We start from the raw sequence: 22,023 nt of genomic DNA on the forward strand, positions 1-22,023 counted from the left end.
CGTGTATTATCATCATTATGCGCAAAATAGCAAAAAAGAATACGTAAATGACAAATAAAGTTTCTGTCCAAAACGAGAGTCATATTAGCTTGTCCCTGCCCATAGACTAGACTAGAGTCGAATTCCGAGCAGGAGGCAGCTGAATATGAAACAATTCGTAATCACACTATCCATACTATGTGCATTGATTCTCTTGGTTCCCACACTCTTGGTCATACCATTCCAGCATAACAAAGAGGCGGGGGCCAGTGTAGAATCAGGAAAGACAGCAGTCAGCATGAAATCGGCATCAAAAGGAGCGGAAACGTTGAAAGCATCGCCTGTTTCTATTCCCGTCTATCGAACCGCAAATCAATCCGTAGAAAACATTCCGTTTGAAGAGTATGTGATTGGAGTCGTCGCCTCCGAAATGCCGGCGACCTTTGAATCTGAAGCGCTGAAAGCTCAGGCTCTCGCCGCCAGAACGTTTATTGTCAGACTGATGGTCTCAAATTCAGCGGTAGAGGCTCCTAAAGGCTCACTGGTGGATGATACACAGATGTTCCAGGTGTATAAAAGCAAAGCGGAGCTGAAACAACAGTGGGGCGCGAGCTATGAGGGAAAGCTGAAGAAAATCACAGATGCGGTTGCCAGCACGCAAGGCAAAATCCTAACCTACAACAACCAGCCGATTGAAGCCTCCTTTTTCTCCACAAGCAACGGCTACACAGAAAATGCTGAAGCCTATTGGACAAGTGCCATACCATATTTAAAAAGCGTCAAAAGCGCTTGGGATAAAAAGTCTCCTAAATATAAGGCGACGAAAACCTTTACAGCCTCAGAATTTGAACAAAAGCTTGGCGTCAAGCTGGATGGGTCTGGCACAGTCGGACAGATTACCGGAGAAACACCGGGCCGCCAGGTCGCAACAGCCGTTATTAACGGCAAGACGCTGAAAGGAAGAGACATACGCGAAAAACTGGGCCTCAATTCAGCCGATTTTGAATGGAAGCGAAGCGGAGACTCGATTACAGTCACGACGAGAGGATTTGGCCACGGTGTCGGGATGAGCCAATATGGCGCGAATTTTATGGCGAAAGAAGGAAAAACGGTTGATGACATTGTGAAGTACTATTATCAAGGTACACAAATTTCTGAAGCAGATTCGTTTTTGAATAAATATATGGCGAAGAAGTAGAAAAAGACGCTCATTGAGCGTCTTTTTCTGTTCTTAAATGTCTTTTATCTAAGAGCGGTTGAAATGGTTTAGAGAAGCTCCTGACAGCCTTTAGGGCGACAAGGGAATCAGTTCCTTTTTCCTGATTGCTCACTTTGAGATTGTGGTAAAGTAATCCACATATATCGACAGGCTTCGACAGACTCATATAACGAAAGCCGAAAGGCCGACAATCTTCTTTTTTCTTAATAGTGTTAGGCGGAAATCACTAATAAAAACAAAGGTTTCTATGCAAAAGTAAACAACAGCAATGGGGAAGCCCGCCCTATTTATTTCTCTGTTTTTGTCGATTACGATTAATGATGTTCAGCGTTGAACATCTGCACGCAGAAACAAACTTGTAAAGGGGTACGAGCATGAAGAAAAGATTTTCACTGATCATGATGACAGGCTTGTTATTTGGATTAACCTCACCTGCTTTTGCAGCTGAAAAGAAAGAAGCGGAGGCTGAAGCTCCGGCAAACGTGGCAGTTTTGCTTGATGCCAGCGGAAGTATGGCGAAAAGAATAGACGGTGTATCTAAATTTAATTCAGCTAAAAAAGAAATTTCAAAGTTTGCAAGCTCACTGCCGGAAGGCACTCAGGTGAAAATGAGCGTGTTTGGTTCAGAAGGAAACAATAAAAACTCCGGTAAGGTTCAGTCATGTGAATCTATCCGCAACGTATACGGCTTCCAAAGCTTTAACGAACAAAGCTTCCTCAATTCTCTTAATGCAATCGGGCCGACTGGCTGGACGCCAATTGCCAAAGCGCTGAACGAAGCGAAGTCTTCTTTTGATCAGCTTGATACGAAAGGAGAAAAAGTAGTGTATCTGCTGACAGACGGTGAGGAAACGTGCGGAGGAAATCCGATTAAAACAGCAAAAGAACTGCACAAAGACAATATCACTGTTAATGTGATCGGTTTTGATTATAAAGAGGGATACAAAGGCCAGCTGAACGCGATTGCGAAAGTAGGCGGCGGTGAATACTTCCCTGCGTATACTCAAAAAGATGTTGAGAAAATCTTCACTCAGCAATCATTGATGTTATCTGAATAAGAAAAAAGAGGCTGATAATGGTCAGCCTCTTTTTTGTATGTAACAAAATGTTCAAATGTGATTCGCTGTCAGCCTGTAGCATAGTAGCAGATTTCCGTTTCTCTTTCTTGACCAAGGAGAAAAAAGAATGAATGGTGTTACAGTCTGTATATACTTTATGGGCGAAAATAGCTAAAAATCACCGGCATATCAAGCGATTTTGTACAGAAAGTGAAAGCGGTACAAAAGGCAGCTTGCCCTATATCTTTTTGTATTTTCATATTCTAGCATAAAGGATAATCCAACATAAAGTTGGAAAATATGATAAAGAAAGGAAGATTAAACGTGAAAAAATTGCTGGCTGCCGGTATCATTGGATTGCTGACTGTCTCCTTTGCCTCCCCGTCTTTTGCCGCTGAGAAACAGGCGGACACAAATGTGGCTGTTTTGTTTGACGGAAGCGGAAGCATGGTTCAAAAAACAGGAGGAGAGCGCAAAATAGATATTGCCAAAAATTCCGTCAAGTCTTTTGCCGAGCTGCTTCCGAAGGATACAAATCTCATGCTGCGCGTTTTCGGACATGCTGGAAACAATAAACTGTCCGGTAAAGCTCTTTCATGCAGCACGACAGAAACCATTTACGGCCTTCATCCATATGAAGGATCACTGTTTGACAATTCATTGAGCGAGATCAAGCCAACTGGCTGGACACCGATTGCCAAAGCACTTTCAGATACAAGAAAAGAACTTGAAGCATTCGACGCAGACGGAAAAAACGTGGTGTATTTAATCACTGATGGTGAAGAAACGTGCGGCGGAGATCCAGCGGCTGAAATTGAAAAGCTTCGTGAAGCGAATGTGGATACGATTGTAAACATTATTGGATTTAACTTTGATGTGAAAGGAAACGAAGAGATGAAACAGGCGGCTGTTGCTGGCGGTGGAGAATATATTTCAGCGAACAGCGCGGATGAGTTCGAACAGACTTGGGAAAAAGAAGCACAAAAATTTACTGAGTAATCGCTTGTATGAAGGCGCTCCCCCAGGCGCCTTTTTCTATTGGTTTAAAAACGATCTGTGCGGGAAAGATACCCTTAAAAGGGGTTGAACATATGAGATTATTAGGAATGATTTTTCTTATAGCCGCCGTGGCGTTTGTCTTGCTCGGTGTTTTTCTAAAACTGGCAGCCTTCTTTTTTGTCAGCATTCTCACCTTGATCGCAGCTGTTGTGCTGTTTGTGATCGTGAAAAAGAATCAGCATAATCAAACATAGAGCCCTTTATACAGAGGGCTCTCAGCGTGTCGACAAACCCCGCATTATTGTCAACGCACCTCGGTGCTCACGTGTTATGAAACGAACGGCGGCTAAATGCTTAGGCGTCCTGCCTATACACCGCCGTCATCACATCCTGTGAAAGCCCTTTATATAGAGGGCTCTTTTTATGTCTCAGAATTCGACAAAATCCGGGGAGTATGAAAAAATATAAAGGCAGGGAACATTGCGGAGGGGAAGAGAAATTGAACGATAAAGTAACTGCGGTCAGGGATGTATGGCGCTATGAACAAGGGGAAATAAGCAAAATTGAAGACCGGATAGTGACGGAATATCCTTTGACAGTGATACTGAACGGGAGTGAATTTGTGACACTCGTTTGTACGCCGGAGCATATCAAAGAGCTTGTCATCGGATTTCTCGCATCAGAGGGTGTTATACGATTTCAAAAAGAGATTAAAAGGTTTACAATAGATGAAAGTCTCGGTTTTGTTTATGTCGATCTCATTCATCCTGAGGCATTGGATCAAAAGGATTATACAAAACGGGTGATCGGCTCATGCTGTGGAAAGGGCCGTCATTTTTATTTTCAGCAGGATGTCAAAACCGCAAAAACGGCTGTCAGCCAAATGAAAATATCGCCTGAAGCATGTCTGGCGCTTATGAAAGATTTACAGAAAGGGAGCGAAACGTTTCAGGATACGGGAGGCGTCCACAATGCGGCGCTTTGCGACACAGAGAAGCTGCTCTTGATGCGCGCAGATATCGGCCGGCACAACGCGCTTGATAAATTATACGGACACTGCCTGCTGAACGGGATATCTGTCCGCGACAAACTGATTGTGTTTAGCGGCAGAATCTCATCAGAAGTCCTGTTAAAAGCGGCAAAAATCGGCGTGTCGATTGTGATTTCCAAATCGGCCCCGACGGAGCTTGCGATTCAAATGGCGGAAGAATTAAATATCACAGCGATCGGATTTGTCAGAAACGGATCATTTAATGTATATACACACCCTGAGAGAATCGGGGGATAGGAAGGGGCTGTAGCTATGAATACAGAATCGCGTCAGATGTTGGATAAAAGGAACAGGCCGCTGAGAGACCTTCGCATTTCTGTTACAGACCGCTGCAACTTCCGATGCACGTACTGTATGCCCGCCGAATTATTCGGCCCGGATTATCCTTTTTTAAAGAAAGAGGAGCTGCTTTCATTTGAGGAGCTGGAACGGCTTGCGACGCTGTTTGTCACAAGGTTCGGCGTTGAAAAAATCCGCTTAACCGGCGGAGAGCCCCTCATGAGAAAGGATATGCCCGAATTAATCAAAAAACTGGCCCACATTCCGGGTGTCCGTGATATTGCGATGACGACAAATGGATCACTGCTGCCTGTTTATGCGGAGAGGCTCAAGGAAGCCGGGCTGAAAAGGGTCACGATCAGCCTTGATTCTTTAGAGGACGAGCGGTTTAAAAAGATAAACGGGCGCGGGGTTTCTGTCAGCAAGGTGCTGGAAGGCATTGAAGCGGCGAAGCAAGCGGGGCTCGGTGTTAAAATCAACATGGTCGTCCAAAAGGGCGTCAATGAAAAAGATATAATGCCTATGGCGCGTTATTTTAAAGAAAAAGGGCATATCCTGAGATTCATCGAATTTATGGACGTGGGCAACACCAACCAATGGGAAAAGAAGGACGTCATGACAAAGGCGGAAATCATTGATTTGATCAATGAACACATGCCGGTAGAACCGATAGCGCCTAATTATATAGGCGAAGTGGCTTCCAGATTCCGCTACTTGGACGGATCAGGGGAAATCGGCGTCATATCATCTGTATCTGATGCGTTCTGCGGATCATGCAACAGGGCCCGTCTTTCTGCGAGAGGGGAGCTGTTTACCTGCTTATTCGCTGCAGGCGGGTTTGACCTCAGAGCGCCGGTACGGCAGGAGTTAAATGATGACGAACTGGCGGAGATGATCGGCACAGTATGGAAAAATCGGATCGATCAGTATTCGGTCGATCGTACTCTATCAAAAGCATTAGGCAAAAAGAAAGTGGAAATGTCTTATATTGGCGGCTGAATTTCATGTGAAAAAGCTTATCGGCACTGTCCGGTAAGCTTTTTTTATAAGATTCCAAGGGCAAAAAATAGTTACAAACACCGAAATATATAAGGATAGGCATAAAGAAGGAATCATTGTAAGAATTTTTAATTCCAATGCCATACATTATGATAAAATATAACCAATTAGAAAATAGAAAGGGTTGGAGGGGCATGGCCGCGTACGAGATCCCGTCATCTCAAGTAGGAGTGAAAATCAATAAGTGGTATAAGCACATTTTAGCATTTCAAGTGGCTGATGCCGTTAAGCTGAAGAAAGAGATTGATCAGAACATCAAACATATGGAAGAGGATCAGCTGCTTCTGCTGTATTACCAGCTGATCAGTTACCGTCACCAAATTATGCTGGATTATGTAAAACCTGACCTGCACGAGGAATCTCAGCTTCAATATCGTGAATTGATCAAAACGCTGGAAAGCAATCAGAACAGCATCTCCGGGTTATCTGAGTATTATTTTCACTTGTTCAGGGGAATGTACGAATTTGAACAGAACAATTATATTTCAGCCATATCCTTTTATCGGAAAGCTGAAAAGATGCTTGCGTTTGTGGAAGATGAAATTGAAAGAGCGGAATATCATTTTAAAGTGGCTGAAGTTTTTTATGTCATGAAGCAGACACACTTTTCCATGAACCATGCCATACAGGCGCTTGAGACATACAAGGATCACGATTTTTACAGAGTCAGAAGAATTCAATGCCATTTCGTGATATCAGGAAACTACATTGACTACAGAAATTATGAAAAGGCGCTTGAGCATTTGGATGACGCGTATCGCCTGGCTTTATTGGAAGGACAGCCCCGTTTGATCGGATCTGCCCTCTACAATATGGGGAATTGCTATGACGATAAAGGCGAGCTGGATCAAGCTGCGGCATTCTTTGAAAAAGCGCTGCCTGTCTTTGAGGAGCATCAGCTGGAACAGCTTCCGAAAGCGCTCTTCAGCCTGACTCGCGTTCTTTTCAAAAAAGAAGATGCCCAAGCTGCGATGCGGTACTATGAAAAAGGGATTGCCATCGCTCAAAAACGAAACGATTTCTTCAGTCTGGCAAAATATAAATTTCTGCAGGCTTTATATGTGGAATGTGTCAATGTGGATATGATTAATGAAGTATTTGACTATATGGAAGAAAAAGCCCTGTATGTATATATTGAAGAATTCGCTTTGGATGCTGCCGCCTATTTCAGTCATCGCGAACATTACAAAGAAGCGGTGTATTTTTATGAAAAAGCGGTCAGCATGAGAGAGATGATCCAAAGGAACGACTGTTTATATCAAGTGTAAGACGAAACCATCTGCTGCCAGATGGTTTTTTTATATACAAAATAAGGAGAGTATCCGAACGTTTATTTCCGGACGAAACAGGAAAAATCGCTACATATGCTTTTGAACAACTTAAAATGGCCGGGTTCAGATGGTGCCTGAGTCATTGACAAGCGTGAGGGGGAATTCGATGTTTGGTTTCAATGATATGGTGAAGTTTTTATGGTCTTTCCTCATTGTTCTGCCGCTTGTACAGATCATACATGTTTCAGGGCACAGCTTTATGGCTTTTATTTTTGGCGGAAAAGGATCATTGGATATTGGGATGGGCAAAACGCTGTTTAAGATTGGGCCGATACGGATCAGAGCGATTTATTTCATCGATTCTTTTTGCAGGTTTGGTGAGCTGAAAACCGACAATCGGTTCTCACATGCACTCGTGTATGCCGGGGGCAGCCTGTTTAACCTGATAACGATTTTCGCGGTCAATTTGCTGATTATACACAGTGTATTAAAACCGAATTTGTTTTTCTATCAGTTTGTCTATTTTTCTACGTATTATGTGTTCTTTGCCCTGCTGCCGGTTCAATATTCTGAGAAAAAGACATCAGACGGGCTGGCGATTTATAAGGTGCTTCGCTACGGAGAGCGCTATGAGATCGATAATTAACATTCAAATGTTTACCGCCTCTTAGATCGGGAAGGTAACAAGTACACAGATATGAAGGGAGAGAATCAACATGGGTAACGATAGTGTAAAAGATAAAATGAAAGGCGGCTTCAATAAAGCCAAAGGAGAAGCGAAGGATAAAGTCGGAGATATGACCGATAAAGCGGATATGCAGGCTGAAGGCAAAAAAGATAAGGCAAAAGGCGAGACCCAAAAGGATATCGGGGAAGCGAAGGATAAATTCAATAAAGATTAATCATACGGAAGAGGCGGGAAACGATATGTTTCTTGCCTTTTTTTGTGCGCTTGTTTGGATGTGTTAATAAATGTAACAAAAAAAGCAATCGATTTGGTTAAAGTATCTAAATTTTTAAAATATTCTTTGAATTATTGACCCTCTTCTATATAATGATGACATGAGATGTTAACTTTTATTACATAAGCTGGTGGAATCACACAAAGGGAGGTTTTGAATGAAAAACAAAGGGGTTGGAATACAGGCTGTTTTTCTGTTGTTTCTGCTCATGGTTCTGATGACGGGATGCGCTGCGCCGAAGAAAGTGTCGGAAGCCAGCGGGGATGCGAAAAAAACAGTTGATATCGACACAAGCGGTGATTCAGTGAAGGTTGGGATTCTTCACTCGTTAAGCGGAACTATGGCGATCAGCGAAGTGTCCGTCCATGATGCGGAGTTAATGGCGATTCAAGAAATCAACCAAAAAGGCGGAGTTCTCGGCAAAAAGCTTGAACCCGTCGTGGAAGACGGCGCTTCAGACTGGCCTGTTTATGCGGAAAAAATGAGAAAACTGCTTCAGCAGGATAAAGCCGCTGCTATTTTTGGCGGATGGACATCAGCGAGCCGCAAAGCCATGCTTCCGGTTGTGGAGCAAAACAACGGGCTGCTGTTCTATCCGGTGCAGTACGAGGGAATGGAGTCATCACCTCATATTTTTTATACCGGAGCAACGACGAATCAGCAAATTGTTCCGGCTGTTGATTGGCTGCTGAAGAATAAAGGTAAGAAGTTCTTTCTGATCGGATCAGATTACGTGTTCCCGAGAACAGCCAATAAAATCATTAAAGCGCAGGTGAAAGCGGCCGGAGGAGAAATTGCCGGTGAAGAGTATACCCCGCTCGGCCACACGAATTACAGTACGCTCGTCAGCAAAATCAAAGAAAAACAGCCTGATGTCATTTTTAATACATTAAACGGCGACAGCAACGTGGCGTTTTTCAAACAGCTGAAAGATGCGGGCATCTCGGCTGACGATATGCCTGTCATGTCGGCAAGTGTCGCTGAGGAAGAAATTCGGGGGATCGGCCCTGATGTGCTAAAAGGACATTATGCGGTGTGGAATTACTTTCAGACAACCAATACGAGCGAAAATCAAACATTCGTGAAGAACTATAAAAAGATGAATGGCGATAACAGGGTGACGAGCGACCCGATTGAAGCTGGCTATAATGCGGTCTATCTCTGGGCAGCGGCTGTTGAAAAAGCGAAGTCCTTTGATGTCGATAAGGTGAAGAAAGCGGCTGACGGGATTGCATTCAAAGCCCCGGGCGGCACAGTGAAAATCGACGGAGATACACAGCATCTTTACAAAACGGTCAGAATCGGGCAAATCACGGGGGATGGACAGTTTAAAGAAGTATGGAACTCAGGTGATCCGGTAAAACCTGATCCGTATTTAAAATCGTACGATTGGGCAAAGGGGTTATCTAAATAAATCAAAGCCGTTTGCGGGAGAGGAGGCGGAACATGTCTGTCGTCATGACGCAATTATTTAACGGGATCAGTCTCGGTTCTATTTTGATTCTCATTGCGATTGGGTTGGCCGTTACATTCGGTTTGATGAACATGATTAATATGGCGCACGGTGAGCTGATTATGGCAGGAGCCTACACGACATATGTCGTTCAGCAGCTATTTATCAGCTATTTGCCGGCTTCCCTGTTTTCTTACTATTTTTTAATCGCAATCATCATGGCGTTTGCGGTTGCGGCGCTTATTGGGATTGTCATTGAAAAAGTGATCGTCAGGCGATTATATGACCGTCCGCTCGACAGCCTTTTGGCGACGTGGGGAGTGAGCTTAATTCTGCAGCAGGCGGCCAGATCGATTTTTGGCGCGCCGAATGTGGCCGTCAAGTCTCCTGAGTGGCTGACGGGAGGAGTGACGCTGTTTTCCGTCACCTTTCCGTATAAAAGGCTGTTTATTTTGGCGCTTGTACTATTTACGCTTACGCTGCTCGGATTCTATTTGTTTAAAACTTCTGTGGGGCGGCGGATGCAGGCTGTCACGCTAAATCGGAGCATGGCATCGTGTCTCGGTGTATCTGTGAGAAAAACAGATACACTGGCTTTCGCTCTCGGAAGCGGACTGGCAGGTATCGCGGGGAGTTCACTTACATTGCTTGGCTCAATTGGGCCTACTCTCGGTTCATCTTACCTCGTCGATGCTTTCATGATCGTTATTTTAGGAGGAATCGGAAAATTAAAAGGCACCATTATAGGTGCGGTGACCGTCGGTTTGCTGAGCACATTCGTTGAGTATTCCACAAGTGCTACGATTGCCAAGGTTGTCGTGTTTGCATTTATTATTCTCTTTCTGCAATGGCGGCCTTCAGGTCTTGCGAGTGTCAGAACGAGATTACTTGATTAGGAGGGAACCGGATGAAGCGGTTTTCACAATTCAGTCCGTATCTGGTGATGTTTGCTCTTCTTATCGCCGCTCCGTTCTTGCTGCAGGAGTTTCGATTAGGGCTGTTGGCAAAGTTTTTGTGCTTTGCGATTGTAGCGGTCGGCATTTGCCTGATTTGGGGATATACAGGCATTTTGAGTTTGGGGCATGGCGTCTTTTTCGGATTGGGTGCTTACTGTATGGCTATGTATTTAAAAATAGAAGCCTCGCCGTCAGGCATTCCTGACTTTATGCAGTGGACAGGGGTCACTGAACTGCCGTGGATCTGGGCAATGTTCAGGAACCCTTTAGCTGCGATTGCCGCGGCTGTCACTGTGCCTGTCTTTCTGGCCTTTTTACTCGGTTACTTTACCTTCCGCAACAACATAAAGGGCGTTTATTTTTCGTTGATCTCTCAGGCTGTTGTTGTGGTGGTTGTCACATTGTTCATCGGCAGCCAGGGAATCACAGGCGGCACGAATGGCCTCACGAATTTCTATTCCATTTTCCAGTATTCTCTGGCCGATCCTGCAATGAAGCGGATTTTGTATTTTACGGCACTCTTTTTCCTCGGTGTTTCTGTCGTGCTCGCTTTGTTTCTGACGAGAAGCCGTTTTGGGCGGCTATTGCAGGCGGTGCGCGACGGAGAAAACAGAGTCCGTTTTTTCGGGTATCATTCCACCGTTTTTAAAGTATTTATTTACTGTGTATCCGCTGCGATGGCGGGGATTGCAGGGATGCTGTTTGTGCTTCAGGACGGGATGATCTCGCCGGAAATGATGGGCATCATTCCTTCGGTGGAAATGGTGCTGTGGGTGGCGATCGGCGGCAGGCACTCCATTTTCGGGGCGGTGCTTGGCGCACTTCTAACGAACGGAATGAAAAGCTATTTAAGCGAATATTATCCTGACATTTGGCTGTACTTCCTCGGCGCACTTTTTATTATCGTTGTGCTCTATATGCCAAAAGGGATTGTCGGGCTGTTCGAGAAGTTTATAAACCAGCTTTTCTCCTCAAAAAAGAAAGGAGCGGCTGCTTATGAAACCGATACTTACCTGCCGTGACGTGAAGGTTAAGTTTGACGGGTTTTGGGCTTTGCGGGGCGCTGATATCAGTGTGCGGGAACGTGATATCCATTTTCTGATTGGGCCGAACGGCGCCGGAAAAACGACTTTGCTGGACATCATTTGCGGAAAAACAAAGCCGCATTCGGGTGAAGTTCTTTTTCAAGAAGCGGATGAATTGACAAAGACTCGGGAATATCAGATCGCGAAACTGGGGGTCGCCAGAAAGTTTCAGGCTCCGAGTGTCTTTACGCGGCTGACTGTGTTTGAAAACCTCGAGCTTGCCATGAAACAGAAAAAAACGATTCTTTCATTGCTGACAGCGCGTATGACAAAAGAGCAAAGTGACAGGATGATAGACACCCTGAGGCTGATAGGGTTAGATGACAAGCGGGATCTAAAAGCCGGCAGTCTGTCACACGGACAGAAGCAATGGCTTGAAATCGGCATGCAGCTCGCCATGGAGCCAAAGCTTTTGCTGCTGGATGAACCGATTGCCGGCATGACGGGAAAGGAGCGGGAAAAAACCGGAGCCTTGCTTGAAGAGATCGCGAAAACGTGCTCTGTTCTGATTGTCGAGCACGATATGGATTTTGTGCGTTCGTTTTCCAGAAAAGTCACGGTCATGCATGAAGGCAAAGTGCTTTGTGAAGGATCGATGGATGACATCACAAGCAATGAAGAGGTGGCAGCGGTGTATTTAGGAAGGAGAAGTGTGTCATGATTACCGTCAGCAATGTAACATCCGGTTACGATCAATCGATGGTTTTGCACAGCCTCAGCATGATGGTTCGTCCGGGGCAGATTGTCGCTGTATTAGGCCGAAACGGAGTCGGCAAATCCACTTTGCTGAAAACAATCATAGGCCTGCTTCCGGCTAAACAGGGGGATATTCGTTTTAATCAAACGTTTGTTCAAAACGAAAAGGCGGAAACACGGGCAAGAGTGGGGATTGCGTACGTTCCGCAGGGAAGAGATATCTTTTCCTCCTTAACCGTTCGTGACAACCTGCTGCTCGGGGAGGAGCCGCTTCCGAAGAAAAAGCGGACGGGGCAGATCAAGGAAGAAATTTTTCAGTGGTTTCCAGTTTTAAAGGAGATGCTTGACCGCAAAGGCGGCGATTTAAGCGGAGGGCAGCAGCAGCAGCTTGCAATTGCCAGAGCGCTGATGGGGGATCCGAAAATTATTTTACTTGATGAACCAATGGAAGGAATTCAGCCTTCAATTGTCAAACTAATCAGACAAGTTATCGTAGAAATTGCCAGAAAAAAGGATATTTCCGTTATGTTAGTCGAGCACAGTCTGGAAAATGCGTTAACATGTGCTGACCACCTTTATGTGATCGACAGGGGAACGGTTATTGACGATGGGAAGGCCGATGAAGAAACGGCACGCCGCTTTGAAAGGCATCTTACTGTATGATTTTTATGCTGGAGTAAGGGAGGTGATGTCCCGCCTGCATGTTCCGCGAATTCATGGTAATCACATCTGCTTTATATGAAAAAAGAAGGAGGACTACAGATGAAACTGACACCGGTTGAACAAGAGAAATTGCTCATTTTTGCAGCGGGAGAACTAGCCAAACAGCGAAAGGAGCGCGGCGTTCTGCTGAATTATCCCGAGGCCGCCGCTTATATCACCTGCTTTATCATGGAAGGCGCACGTGACGGAAAGAGAGTGGCGGAGCTGATGGAAGCCGGCCGCCATGTGTTAACGGAAAAAGACGTGATGGAGGGTGTGCCTGAGATGCTCGACAGCATTCAGGTGGAAGCCACATTCCCTGACGGAGTAAAGCTTGTCACCGTACACCAGCCGATTTCTGCGGAGGTGACGTCATGAAGCCGGGAGCATTTCAAATTGCTGAGGGAACGATTACGATTAACGAAGGCCGCCAGACACGGGAGGTAACGGTGAAAAACACCGGATCACGCTCCATTCAGGTCGGTTCGCATTTTCATTTTGCGGAAGCCAATCGTGCATTATCGTTTGATCGTGAACAAACCATCGGCATGCGTATCGACATTCCCTCAGGCACATCGGTCCGTTTTGAGCCGGGTGAGGAGAAAACCGTCACTCTTGTTGAATTCAGCGGACGAAAAACAGTACGGGGACTGAACGGAATGGCCGATACATATATCGATGGACGCGGCAAAGAAAAGACGTTAGCCAACTTAAAACAAGCCGGCTGGATGGAGGGTGTAATCCGATGAAGATGTCACGGGAGCAATATGCGGAGCTGTTTGGTCCGACAACGGGCGATAAAATCAGATTGGGCGATACGGATTTATGGATCGAGGTTGAACAGGATTTCACAGTATACGGTGAAGAAATGGTCTTTGGCGGCGGAAAAACGATCCGTGACGGCATGGGTCAAAACGGCAGAATCACAGGGAGAGACGGCGCTTTGGATTTGGTCATTACCAACGTCGTGCTCTTGGATTACTCAGGCATTGTTAAAGCCGATGTCGGTGTTAAGGACGGACGGATTGTCGGCGTCGGAAAAAGCGGAAACCCTGATATTATGGATGGAGTCGATCCGCATATGGTCATTGGCGCGGGTACAGAGGTGATTTCCGGTGAAGGCAAAATCTTAACAGCCGGAGGAGTGGATACGCACATTCATTTTATTTGCCCTCAGCAGATGGAAGTTGCGCTTTCTTCAGGTGTGACGACCCTTTTGGGAGGCGGGACAGGACCCGCTACAGGAAGCAAAGCGACAACATGTACGTCTGGCGCGTGGTATATGGCAAGGATGCTGGAAGCGGCCGAGGCGTTTCCGATCAATGTCGGCTTCTTAGGAAAAGGGAATGCATCCGATAAAGCGCCGCTGATCGAACAGGTGGAAGCAGGCGCCATCGGCCTTAAGCTTCATGAAGACTGGGGCACGACGCCAAGCGCCATCAAAACGTGTATGGAAGTTGTGGATGAGGCTGATATTCAAGTCGCCATCCATACCGATACGATTAACGAAGCGGGCTTCCTGGAAAACACGCTCGACGCGATCGGGGACCGGGTCATTCATACCTATCACATTGAAGGAGCAGGCGGCGGCCACGCTCCGGATATTATGAAGCTCGCCTCTTACGCAAACATTCTGCCGTCATCCACAACGCCAACCATTCCTTATACTGTTAATACGATGGAGGAGCATCTTGACATGATGATGGTCTGCCACCATTTAGATGCGAAAGTGCCTGAAGATGTGGCATTCAGCCATTCCAGAATCAGGGCTGCGACCATTGCGGCAGAGGATATTCTCCATGATATCGGCGCGATCAGCATGACATCATCGGATTCCCAAGCAATGGGGCGGGTCGGTGAAGTGATCATCCGAACGTGGCAGGTAGCCGACAAAATGAAAAAACAGCGCGGCGCTCTTGCCGGCGAAAACGGAAACGACAATGTGCGCGCAAAACGCTACATTGCCAAATACACGATTAATCCGGCAATTACTCACGGGCTCAGCCATGAAGTCGGCTCGGTGGAAAAAGGGAAGCTTGCTGATCTCGTTTTGTGGGACCCGGTATTTTTTGGCGTTAAGCCTGAACTGGTCTTAAAGGGCGGCATGATTGCACGTGCGCAAATGGGAGATCCGAACGCGTCCATTCCGACGCCTGAGCCGGTATTTATGCGCCAAATGTATGCGTCATACGGAAAAGCCAACCGCTCAACATCCATTACATTTATGTCTCAGGCAAGCATTGAGCGGGGTGTGGCGGAAAGTTTAGGGTTGGAAAAAAGAATTTCTCCTGTCAAAAATATCAGAAAGCTCAGTAAGCTGGATATGAAATTGAACTCAGCTTTGCCGAAGATCGAAGTTGATCCAAAAACCTATCAGGTCTTCGCTGACGGAGAGGAACTGTCTTGCCAGCCTGTCGATTATGTTCCGCTTGGACAAAGATATTTCTTATTCTGACAAGACACGGCCGGGGTGCATCCGGCCGTTCTATTGACTAAAAACGGTACACACGAACCCCGTAATTAGTGTATATTAGATGTTGACAAACGAATCAAATGTAACTATTATAGTTACAACGGTGGTGAAAAACATGATTAACAGCCGTCTTGCTGTTGCCATTCATATTTTATCCCTCATTTCGATGGATGAAAAAGAGTCTTCAGAAATCATCGCTGGCAGCGTCAACACCAATCCTGTTGTCGTGCGAAGAATGATCAGCCTGCTGAAAAAAGCGGATATTCTCACATCACGCGCCGGGGTGCCGGGTGCAAGACTCAAAAAAGATCCGGCTGATATTTCTCTTTTAGAAGTATATCGAGCTGTCCAAAAGCAAGATGAACTCTTTGCGGTCCATGAAAACCCGAATCCGAACTGTCCGGTAGGGAAAAAAATTCAGAACGCACTGGATGAAACTTTTGAAAGTGTGCAAAAAGCGATGGAGAATGAACTGGCAAGCAAGTCATTAGAAGATGTTATGAATCATCTCTTTTAATCAAAAGGGATGACTTCTCACCGCCAACATGTAACTAAAATTGTTACAATAAGGAGGACATGAAAAATGAAAATTGGAATTATCGGTGCAAGCGGAAAAGCAGGAAACGAGATTTTGAAAGAAGCGAAAACAAGAGGGCATGAAGTAACTGCCATCGTCCGAAACGCTTCAAAAGTGAAGGAACAGGATATAGCGATTTTGGAGAAAGATGTGTTTGAACTGACTGCAGAAGACATCAAGCCTTTCGATGCGGTCGTCAACGCTTTTGGAGCAGCGGCTGGTGAGGAACATCTTCATGTTGAGGCAGGCAGAAAACTAATCAGCATCTTAAAGGACGCGAAAAACACAAGATTGCTAGTTGTTGGCGGAGCAGGAAGCCTGTTTGTTGATGAAGCCAAAACAACCCGTTTAATGGATACACCGGAATTCCCGAAAGAATATGTGGCGACTGCATCAAACCAAGGGGAGAACCTGAAAGATTTGCAGCAGACAGACTCCGTTTCATGGACGTTCCTCAGCCCTGCGGCATTTTTTGATCCGGCAGGAAAACGGACGGGTTCTTATCAAAAAGGAAAAGACAATGTCATCGTTAACGCAAAAGGCGATAGCTATATCAGCTATGCGGATTATGCCATTGCTGTAGTGGATGAGCTTGAACATCCTGCACACAAAAATGAACGCTTCACAGTGGTAAGCGAAGCGGAATAAGAAAAACCCGGAGTTTCCTCCGGGTTTTTCTGATTAATAAGTGCTGTACGTATCATAATCGCTGAAAAGGCCGTCAGCAATCCCAAGCATTAAGAAGACGAAGAAGGCGATAATCGCAAGAATAGATACAGCAATGCTTACGATTAAATAAATCCCTTGCATCTTCACAAACTTCGCGTAATTCTCCAGCATTAAGTCTTCAGACTGTCCGCTGTTGTGGTCAGCCATTTGTCCTGCTTCTTTAGCTGACCGCATCAAAAAGATTCCAGCGATAATTTGCAGTACGCCCGGCACGGCACCGATTAGAAAAAAGAACGCGCCTGAAAGCGCGGTAAGAGCGCCCATAATAATAAATAAAATGCCTGTTGCTTTCCCCCATTTCGAAATGCTAACGAGGGTTTTGTTCATTGTTTCAGGATTCATGTACACTGGCTCCCCTTTACAAAAAAATACTCACTTTTCTTTTATACACTATTTGTGAGAAGTTTTGTATATCAAAATTAACAATTTTGGGGTTGACCCTGACGCTGCGTGATTGTTTACGATAAAAGACGAGGAGGCGGCAAATATGAAATATCAGGTCAAACAAGTGGCGGAAATAGCGGACGTTAGCATTCGGACTCTTCATCACTATGACGATATTCAGCTTCTGAATCCTTCAACGGTTACTGACGCGGGATACCGTTTATACAGTGATTCAGATCTAGAAAGACTGCAGCAAATTTTATTTTTTAAGGAAATAGGTTTTCGTTTGGATGATATTAAAAAGTTGCTGGATCATCCGAATTTTGACCGGAAAGAAGCGCTTCAATCGCAAAAGGATATGTTGATGAAGAAAAAACAAAGAATGGAAGAGATGATTCAAACGATTGACAGGACGATTCAGTCCATTGAGGGAGGAGAACAAATGAATAAGCGGGATTTATTTGCCGGATTAAGCATGAAAGACATTGAAGAGCACCAGCAGACATACGCTGATGAAGTCAGAAAGCTCTATGGAAAGGAAATCGCGGAAGAAACAGAGAAGAAGACATCCGCATACTCGGCAGACGATTGGCGTACGATCATGGCTGACTTTGATTCGATTTACAGGAGAATCGCGGCGCGAATGGAGCACGGTCCCGATGATGCAGAGGTTCAGGCCGCTGTGGGAGCGTTTCGCGACCATATTTGTCAATATCATTATGATTGCACGCTCGACATTTTCAGAGGGCTTGGAGAAGTGTATATCACTGACGAACGATTTACCGATTCGATCAATCAATATGGAGATGGCCTTGCCGCTTTTTTGCGGGAAGCGATGATCATCTACTGTGACTATCAGGAAAAACCCCGGCCGTAAAAGCCGGGGTTTTGGCGCATCTTATAAAATCGGCGACAACAGCCGCGAGATGGATTCTTTCATTCGAATCCATAAGGGGCGCTGCAGGTATTCTTCATAGGTGTATTTTCTGGATACGAGCAAATCTTCTTTAAATGTAGAAACCAGTTTTTTCGCAATGGAGATATCGTAAATAAATGCATTAACCTCAAAATTCAGCCTGAAGCTTCGAACGTCGATATTCGCTGTCCCGACTGATGCAATTTCGTCATCCACCACGATGGTTTTCGCGTGGATAAAGCCGTTATCATATATATAGACAGTGGCCCCGGCTTTCAACAGATCGCCGATGTACGAAAGTGTCGCCCAGTATACAAAGGCATGATCAGGCTTGTTCGGGATCATGATGTTGACATCAATGCCTGACAGGCACGCGATCCTTAAAGCATCCAGCAGGCTTGCGTCAGGGATAAAATAAGGCGTTTGAATCAAAATGGAACGCTTGGCATTCGAAATCATTTTAATGTAGCCATTTTTAATTTGTTCCCACTCGGAATCCGGTCCGCTCGTGACAATCTGCATCCCGACGTTGCCTTTTGGGCCGGAATCAGGAAAGTGATTCGGAATATATGTCAGCGTATGGCGGTGGGAAGCCTGGTTCCAGTCAAGAATGAAACGTGTCTGGATGGCGTGCACGGCGGTTCCTTGCAGCCGGATATGCGTATCACGCCAATAACCGAATTTCGGATTAAGCCCGAGGTACTCATCTCCGACGTTAAATCCTCCGACATAACCGATCACCCCGTCTACGATGACAAGCTTTCGGTGGTTCCGATAATTCAGCCGCAAGTTAATCGGCCTGAGTTTTGAAGGAAAAAAGACCTCCACATGCCCGCCGGCCTCGCGGAGCTCTTTAAAAAACTTTTTTCTCAGTGTTCTGGACCCGAGTTCATCATATAGCACCCTGACCTGAACGCCTTCTTTCGCTTTTTGGATGAGAGCGTCCCGTAATTTTTTGCCTAATTCATCACCTTTATAAATATAATATTGTAAGTGGATATGATCCTTAGCCTTTGAGATGTCATGCAGCAGCCGCTGAAACTTATCCCGGCCGTCTGTAATCACGTCAACTGAATTATCCTCTGTAAACACAGCATGATTATTCATAATAAGCATATAAATTAAATCTTTATTATCAAATGTTGCCCGGTTGTTGAACTGAAATTGCCTGGTTTCTAAGTCTTCAAGCTGATGCTTCAGCAGCTTTTCGATTCCGATCTTTTTTCGGTCCTCCCATTGAAACAATTGCTTGCGCCTGAGATTATGGCCGAATAATAAGTATAAAATAAAGCCTAAAACGGGAATAAAGAAAAGAACAAGCAGCCAAGCCCAAGATGCGCTGGCATCGCGCCGTTCTTTGAAAATGACAATGATGGCCAAAAGAATATTCAAAATGAAAAAAAGTGATAAAAGGATGGAAGAAATACTCAATTTGTAACCCCGCTCATTCAATATTTATCAAGAAGATTGCCATTAGTATTCCATGATTAACAGCGATCTGATTCCCATTACAAATTATAACACTCCCATTTTAAAAGAATAAAGGGCGGCGCTCCAGATTCTTTGCCGAAAAGTCGGGCAGATTTCTTTAAAACCAGCTTGCACCTGCGTTAAAATAAACACATATGATAACGTTCGTGAAGCTTTGCAACATCAAATAAAGGGGGAGGAATACATGAACTTTTACAGAGTCGAACAAATGCCGGGGTTCATTAAAACAGAAATGCAAAAAATTCAAAAGGCCGTACAGCCTTTCATGAAGAAAACCGTCATTTACCGTTTTCTTGCTTTTCCGCTTGCAGCATTCTCTCTCTTTAATTTGGTCGCTTTTCTATTTCACGCTTCAGCAGACAGGGAGTCCTTGATCAGCGCAGGAATATTCGCCCTTCTGGCGGCGCTTGGATTGGCATTTTTCAAAGAAGCGGGCTACCAGCATAAACAGGTCCAAAAAACGGTTCGCATCTATATGCTGAACAGGATCAAAAAGAGCGACATCCTTTCAGAAGAGCGGAAAGACTCCTATACGCGCCAGATTAAGGAAGAACCGTTTGCGATGCGGAGTTTTGTGGAATTTTTGACTGAGGAAGACAGACGCAAGAAATTGTATTAAATAAGAACTGCACCCGGAATGTTAGGAATTTCCTGACAATCGGGTGTTTTTTTAGGAGACATTCGGGATATGAACAGTCAAAATAAAAATGCACGGATTCGGTATGATTCCGAACTCATGCACCGTTTATTTTGGCGAGATATTACTTGTTCTCCGCTGGCAACCGTGTTGCTTTGTTGATTTCCTCCACTAGAGATGTCTGATCGATCCATTTGGTTGAAACATTTTGATTTATTTTTGTAATGTGTTGGTTTTCTGATAAATAATCTCTTATCCGGCTGAAATAGAGCGGTTCGTTTTTGACATTCAGGTTTCGATATATTTGTTCAAACAGCTCTAAGTCTTTAGGTTCATCCAGTGTTAAACGCCATGATGGATAATGGAGTGCTTCTGGCAGGCTGACTTGATTGATGGAGAATAGGGAAGGATTGTTTAAAAAATAAAAAGAAAGATATTCTGTATGGGTTAACGGTTTTGGCTGCTGTACAAGCCGCTGAAGGGCTTCAACAGTAATGATATTACCGGAAATTCCTGCTGAACTTGAAAGCTCCTGAGTATAATCTGCTCCTTTTTGCAAGTGCCGGTCAATTAAATATTGAAGTACTTCAGGTGAAACTGCTGGGCAATCACCTGTCACACGGATAATAATATCGGCTTTTGTTAAAGCTGCGGCTTCAAGCATTCTTTCTGCAACATTTTCGGGGGCGCCTCTCACGATTCTGACCTTTCCGTTTAGAGTGAAACCTTCAAGCGGATCGTCTTCAGGAAGATTTGACGTTGCCAACACAACTTCATGAACACCAGGGATAGCCAGGCAATTGATTAAACAGCGCTCAACAGAGGGGATTTCATAAATAGGGAGTAGCGCTTTTTTCGGCAAACGAGTCGATTTTAGCCGGCATATCACTGCAATCGCAATTCTTGGACTTTTTATTTCGTTTGATGTAATTGGCTGGTTTAACGATAAATCAGCAGTTGCTACTTGAGGAAATGAGTCCTCGATTTGTAAAGGCATTAATGCATTCTTATTTCCGCATCTTTTGTAACTCGTTTTATCCAGTGTAATGATTTCTCCTTTTTTTATATCCCGGTTGGTTGTCACACGTAATGATGAATCATGCAAATACTTTCTTTCGGATTCATTTACTTCAGTTGAACCAGCTGCAATTTGGGCCTGCTGGAGCTTTTCCGTCATCAGTTTGAATTCGTTTGGCTCAAGTGAAGAGTAATAATCAAACCCTTTAGCTGCCCGATTTAGGGTAATATGTTTTTCAATAACAGCTGCCCCTGAGAAATATGCATAGACAGGAAGGTCGGCCGCAAGCGGATGATCTGCGTCAATGTGATCCGCAAATCCAATTTGAACATTGTATCTATTTTTTAGGTGTTGAACTCGTTTTAGATTAATATCCTCTAATTTTGTCGGATACCCTTGAAATCCATGCATGAGAATGAGCTGATTTTTCATATGTTGTTTTACAAGCGACACCATCTGATCGATCTCATCTTCGTACCAACCCCCAACTCCAATGAGTACAGGCTTTTCGGTCATACCTATCGTTTTCATGATCTCTGTGGATTGAAGGATGGTTGTTGGAAGCTTTATGCCATTAATGTCATGTTGTAGGTGCAAAAAGAGCTCTGCCCCCCATGAATCGAAAATATCTACCCAAATTTCTAATCCAAGTCTTTTTCCATAAGCGACACAACTTTTCCATACATCTTCATTCAAAAACAGCTCGATATAAGACTCGTAAGCAAAAAAACACGGTGTTGCAATACAGTCATACTTGAACCACTGAAATTTCACACCATCTGCTCCGCTTTCTGCGGCAGCCTTGATGAGTGTTTTGAGGTTCTCCTCTTTTCCTTGATGGGCGTTTGCAATTTCAGCAATGACTTTTACTTCTTCCGAAATGCTGTTACTTTCCAAATGCCTCGCTCCTTTATTTTTTATTGGGACAATCCTGCAGTGATCTGGCAGGTGCCACTTGACAAAGCTGTTTACAAAAAAAGACCAAGTCGTTTATTAATTGTATGCTTCCTTAAGAACTTGGTGTTTGCA

General features: G+C 44.8%; 24 protein-coding genes. 21 read left to right on the top strand and 3 right to left on the bottom strand.

What is annotated here, in order from left to right:
* Window positions 1-145: 145 nt before the first annotated feature.
* The 19 genes from spoIID to V6D41_RS09075 all read left to right on the top strand — a co-directional run bounded on the left by spoIID (window position 146) and on the right by V6D41_RS09075 (window position 16,467).
* A complete protein-coding gene (spoIID, locus tag V6D41_RS08985; RefSeq protein ID WP_333517964.1) occupies window positions 146-1,177 on the top strand; it encodes a stage II sporulation protein D in 1,032 nt (343 codons plus the stop codon).
* A 395-nt stretch (window positions 1,178-1,572) separates the two neighbouring features.
* Window positions 1,573-2,256 (top strand): vWA domain-containing protein, encoded by a 684-nt coding sequence (locus tag V6D41_RS08990; protein WP_148962523.1) that lies wholly within the window; start codon window positions 1,573-1,575, stop codon window positions 2,254-2,256.
* A 324-nt stretch (window positions 2,257-2,580) separates the two neighbouring features.
* Window positions 2,581-3,255, top strand: coding sequence for a vWA domain-containing protein (locus tag V6D41_RS08995; protein WP_087992687.1), 675 nt, complete (start codon window positions 2,581-2,583; stop codon window positions 3,253-3,255).
* A 92-nt stretch (window positions 3,256-3,347) separates the two neighbouring features.
* Complete coding sequence (locus tag V6D41_RS09000) at window positions 3,348-3,509, top strand: hypothetical protein (protein WP_087992686.1); 162 nt, start codon at window positions 3,348-3,350, stop codon at window positions 3,507-3,509.
* Between the two features lie 245 nt (window positions 3,510-3,754).
* On the top strand, window positions 3,755-4,543 hold the full coding sequence (gene fdhD / locus V6D41_RS09005) for a formate dehydrogenase accessory sulfurtransferase FdhD (RefSeq protein ID WP_333517965.1): 789 nt from the start codon (window positions 3,755-3,757) through the stop codon (window positions 4,541-4,543).
* A 15-nt stretch (window positions 4,544-4,558) separates the two neighbouring features.
* Window positions 4,559-5,584 (top strand): GTP 3',8-cyclase MoaA, encoded by a 1,026-nt coding sequence (gene moaA, locus V6D41_RS09010; RefSeq protein WP_333517966.1) that lies wholly within the window; start codon window positions 4,559-4,561, stop codon window positions 5,582-5,584.
* 194 nt (window positions 5,585-5,778) lie between these two features.
* Window positions 5,779-6,912 (top strand): response regulator aspartate phosphatase, encoded by a 1,134-nt coding sequence (locus V6D41_RS09015; RefSeq protein WP_333517967.1) that lies wholly within the window; start codon window positions 5,779-5,781, stop codon window positions 6,910-6,912.
* A gap of 169 nt (window positions 6,913-7,081) precedes the next feature.
* On the top strand, window positions 7,082-7,561 hold the full coding sequence (locus V6D41_RS09020) for a hypothetical protein (RefSeq protein ID WP_148962527.1): 480 nt from the start codon (window positions 7,082-7,084) through the stop codon (window positions 7,559-7,561).
* A 70-nt stretch (window positions 7,562-7,631) separates the two neighbouring features.
* Complete coding sequence (locus V6D41_RS09025; protein WP_333517968.1) at window positions 7,632-7,817, top strand: CsbD family protein; 186 nt, start codon at window positions 7,632-7,634, stop codon at window positions 7,815-7,817.
* Window positions 7,818-8,034: 217 nt separating this feature from the next.
* The gene (urtA, locus tag V6D41_RS09030; RefSeq protein ID WP_333517969.1) at window positions 8,035-9,291 is read left to right on the top strand and encodes an urea ABC transporter substrate-binding protein; all 1,257 of its coding nucleotides are present in this window, start codon (window positions 8,035-8,037) and stop codon (window positions 9,289-9,291) included.
* 32 nt (window positions 9,292-9,323) lie between these two features.
* Window positions 9,324-10,226, top strand: a complete 903-nt coding sequence (gene urtB / locus V6D41_RS09035; RefSeq protein WP_333517970.1) for an urea ABC transporter permease subunit UrtB — start codon at window positions 9,324-9,326, stop codon at window positions 10,224-10,226.
* Between the two features lie 11 nt (window positions 10,227-10,237).
* Window positions 10,238-11,308, top strand: a complete 1,071-nt coding sequence (gene urtC / locus V6D41_RS09040; protein WP_333517971.1) for an urea ABC transporter permease subunit UrtC — start codon at window positions 10,238-10,240, stop codon at window positions 11,306-11,308.
* Complete coding sequence (gene urtD / locus V6D41_RS09045; protein ID WP_333517972.1) at window positions 11,283-12,032, top strand: urea ABC transporter ATP-binding protein UrtD; 750 nt, start codon at window positions 11,283-11,285, stop codon at window positions 12,030-12,032. Before urtC ends, urtD begins: the two co-directional genes overlap by 26 nt.
* Window positions 12,029-12,730, top strand: a complete 702-nt coding sequence (gene urtE, locus V6D41_RS09050; RefSeq protein ID WP_333517973.1) for an urea ABC transporter ATP-binding subunit UrtE — start codon at window positions 12,029-12,031, stop codon at window positions 12,728-12,730. Before urtD ends, urtE begins: the two co-directional genes overlap by 4 nt.
* 99 nt (window positions 12,731-12,829) lie before the next feature.
* Window positions 12,830-13,147, top strand: a complete 318-nt coding sequence (gene ureA / locus V6D41_RS09055; RefSeq protein WP_148962533.1) for an urease subunit gamma — start codon at window positions 12,830-12,832, stop codon at window positions 13,145-13,147.
* Window positions 13,144-13,518 (top strand): urease subunit beta, encoded by a 375-nt coding sequence (gene ureB / locus V6D41_RS09060; RefSeq protein ID WP_148962534.1) that lies wholly within the window; start codon window positions 13,144-13,146, stop codon window positions 13,516-13,518. Before ureA ends, ureB begins: the two co-directional genes overlap by 4 nt.
* Window positions 13,515-15,224, top strand: coding sequence for an urease subunit alpha (gene ureC, locus V6D41_RS09065; protein ID WP_333517974.1), 1,710 nt, complete (start codon window positions 13,515-13,517; stop codon window positions 15,222-15,224). The genes ureB and ureC overlap by 4 nt, the downstream gene beginning before the upstream one ends.
* Window positions 15,225-15,357: 133 nt before the next feature.
* A complete protein-coding gene (locus tag V6D41_RS09070; protein WP_333517975.1) occupies window positions 15,358-15,759 on the top strand; it encodes an Rrf2 family transcriptional regulator in 402 nt (133 codons plus the stop codon).
* Between the two features lie 66 nt (window positions 15,760-15,825).
* A complete protein-coding gene (locus V6D41_RS09075; RefSeq protein ID WP_333517976.1) occupies window positions 15,826-16,467 on the top strand; it encodes an NAD(P)-dependent oxidoreductase in 642 nt (213 codons plus the stop codon).
* A 33-nt stretch (window positions 16,468-16,500) separates the two neighbouring features.
* Here V6D41_RS09075 and V6D41_RS09080 read toward each other — a convergent pair whose 3' ends face one another.
* The gene (locus V6D41_RS09080) at window positions 16,501-16,890 is read right to left on the bottom strand and encodes a DUF5362 family protein (protein ID WP_087992670.1); all 390 of its coding nucleotides are present in this window, start codon (window positions 16,888-16,890) and stop codon (window positions 16,501-16,503) included.
* A gap of 145 nt (window positions 16,891-17,035) precedes the next feature.
* On the opposite strand from V6D41_RS09080, the gene V6D41_RS09085 reads away from it, so the two are divergent.
* Complete coding sequence (locus tag V6D41_RS09085) at window positions 17,036-17,809, top strand: MerR family transcriptional regulator (RefSeq protein WP_333517977.1); 774 nt, start codon at window positions 17,036-17,038, stop codon at window positions 17,807-17,809.
* A 21-nt stretch (window positions 17,810-17,830) separates the two neighbouring features.
* Here V6D41_RS09085 and cls read toward each other — a convergent pair whose 3' ends face one another.
* The gene (gene cls, locus V6D41_RS09090; protein WP_333517978.1) at window positions 17,831-19,279 is read right to left on the bottom strand and encodes a cardiolipin synthase; all 1,449 of its coding nucleotides are present in this window, start codon (window positions 19,277-19,279) and stop codon (window positions 17,831-17,833) included.
* A gap of 244 nt (window positions 19,280-19,523) precedes the next feature.
* On the opposite strand from cls, the gene V6D41_RS09095 reads away from it, so the two are divergent.
* A complete protein-coding gene (locus V6D41_RS09095) occupies window positions 19,524-19,958 on the top strand; it encodes a DUF5392 family protein (protein WP_087992667.1) in 435 nt (144 codons plus the stop codon).
* Window positions 19,959-20,100: 142 nt separating this feature from the next.
* On the opposite strand, the gene V6D41_RS09100 is transcribed toward V6D41_RS09095, so the two are convergent.
* Complete coding sequence (locus V6D41_RS09100) at window positions 20,101-21,891, bottom strand: N-acetylneuraminate synthase family protein (RefSeq protein WP_333517979.1); 1,791 nt, start codon at window positions 21,889-21,891, stop codon at window positions 20,101-20,103.
* Window positions 21,892-22,023: the final 132 nt, after the last annotated feature.

The organism is Bacillus sp. 0102A (genome assembly GCF_036765155.1).
GTDB lineage: Bacteria > Bacillota > Bacilli > Bacillales > Bacillaceae > Bacillus > Bacillus subtilis_G.

Bases quoted from the DNA above. Each gene is read 5' to 3' on its own strand.
- spoIID (WP_333517964.1), top strand. From the start codon at position 146: ATGAAACAATTCGTAATCACACTATCCATACTATGTGCATTGATTCTC.
- V6D41_RS08990 (WP_148962523.1), top strand. From the start codon at position 1,573: ATGAAGAAAAGATTTTCACTGATCATGATGACAGGCTTGTTATTTGGA.
- V6D41_RS09000 (WP_087992686.1), top strand. From the start codon at position 3,348: ATGAGATTATTAGGAATGATTTTTCTTATAGCCGCCGTGGCGTTTGTC.
- moaA (WP_333517966.1), top strand. From the start codon at position 4,559: ATGAATACAGAATCGCGTCAGATGTTGGATAAAAGGAACAGGCCGCTG.
- V6D41_RS09015 (WP_333517967.1), top strand. From the start codon at position 5,779: ATGGCCGCGTACGAGATCCCGTCATCTCAAGTAGGAGTGAAAATCAAT.
- V6D41_RS09020 (WP_148962527.1), top strand. From the start codon at position 7,082: ATGTTTGGTTTCAATGATATGGTGAAGTTTTTATGGTCTTTCCTCATT.
- V6D41_RS09025 (WP_333517968.1), top strand. From the start codon at position 7,632: ATGGGTAACGATAGTGTAAAAGATAAAATGAAAGGCGGCTTCAATAAA.
- urtA (WP_333517969.1), top strand. From the start codon at position 8,035: ATGAAAAACAAAGGGGTTGGAATACAGGCTGTTTTTCTGTTGTTTCTG.
- urtB (WP_333517970.1), top strand. From the start codon at position 9,324: ATGTCTGTCGTCATGACGCAATTATTTAACGGGATCAGTCTCGGTTCT.
- urtC (WP_333517971.1), top strand. From the start codon at position 10,238: ATGAAGCGGTTTTCACAATTCAGTCCGTATCTGGTGATGTTTGCTCTT.
- urtD (WP_333517972.1), top strand. From the start codon at position 11,283: ATGAAACCGATACTTACCTGCCGTGACGTGAAGGTTAAGTTTGACGGG.
- urtE (WP_333517973.1), top strand. From the start codon at position 12,029: ATGATTACCGTCAGCAATGTAACATCCGGTTACGATCAATCGATGGTT.
- ureA (WP_148962533.1), top strand. From the start codon at position 12,830: ATGAAACTGACACCGGTTGAACAAGAGAAATTGCTCATTTTTGCAGCG.
- ureB (WP_148962534.1), top strand. From the start codon at position 13,144: ATGAAGCCGGGAGCATTTCAAATTGCTGAGGGAACGATTACGATTAAC.
- ureC (WP_333517974.1), top strand. From the start codon at position 13,515: ATGAAGATGTCACGGGAGCAATATGCGGAGCTGTTTGGTCCGACAACG.
- V6D41_RS09070 (WP_333517975.1), top strand. From the start codon at position 15,358: ATGATTAACAGCCGTCTTGCTGTTGCCATTCATATTTTATCCCTCATT.
- V6D41_RS09075 (WP_333517976.1), top strand. From the start codon at position 15,826: ATGAAAATTGGAATTATCGGTGCAAGCGGAAAAGCAGGAAACGAGATT.
- V6D41_RS09080 (WP_087992670.1), bottom strand. From the start codon at position 16,890: ATGAATCCTGAAACAATGAACAAAACCCTCGTTAGCATTTCGAAATGG.
- V6D41_RS09085 (WP_333517977.1), top strand. From the start codon at position 17,036: ATGAAATATCAGGTCAAACAAGTGGCGGAAATAGCGGACGTTAGCATT.
- V6D41_RS09095 (WP_087992667.1), top strand. From the start codon at position 19,524: ATGAACTTTTACAGAGTCGAACAAATGCCGGGGTTCATTAAAACAGAA.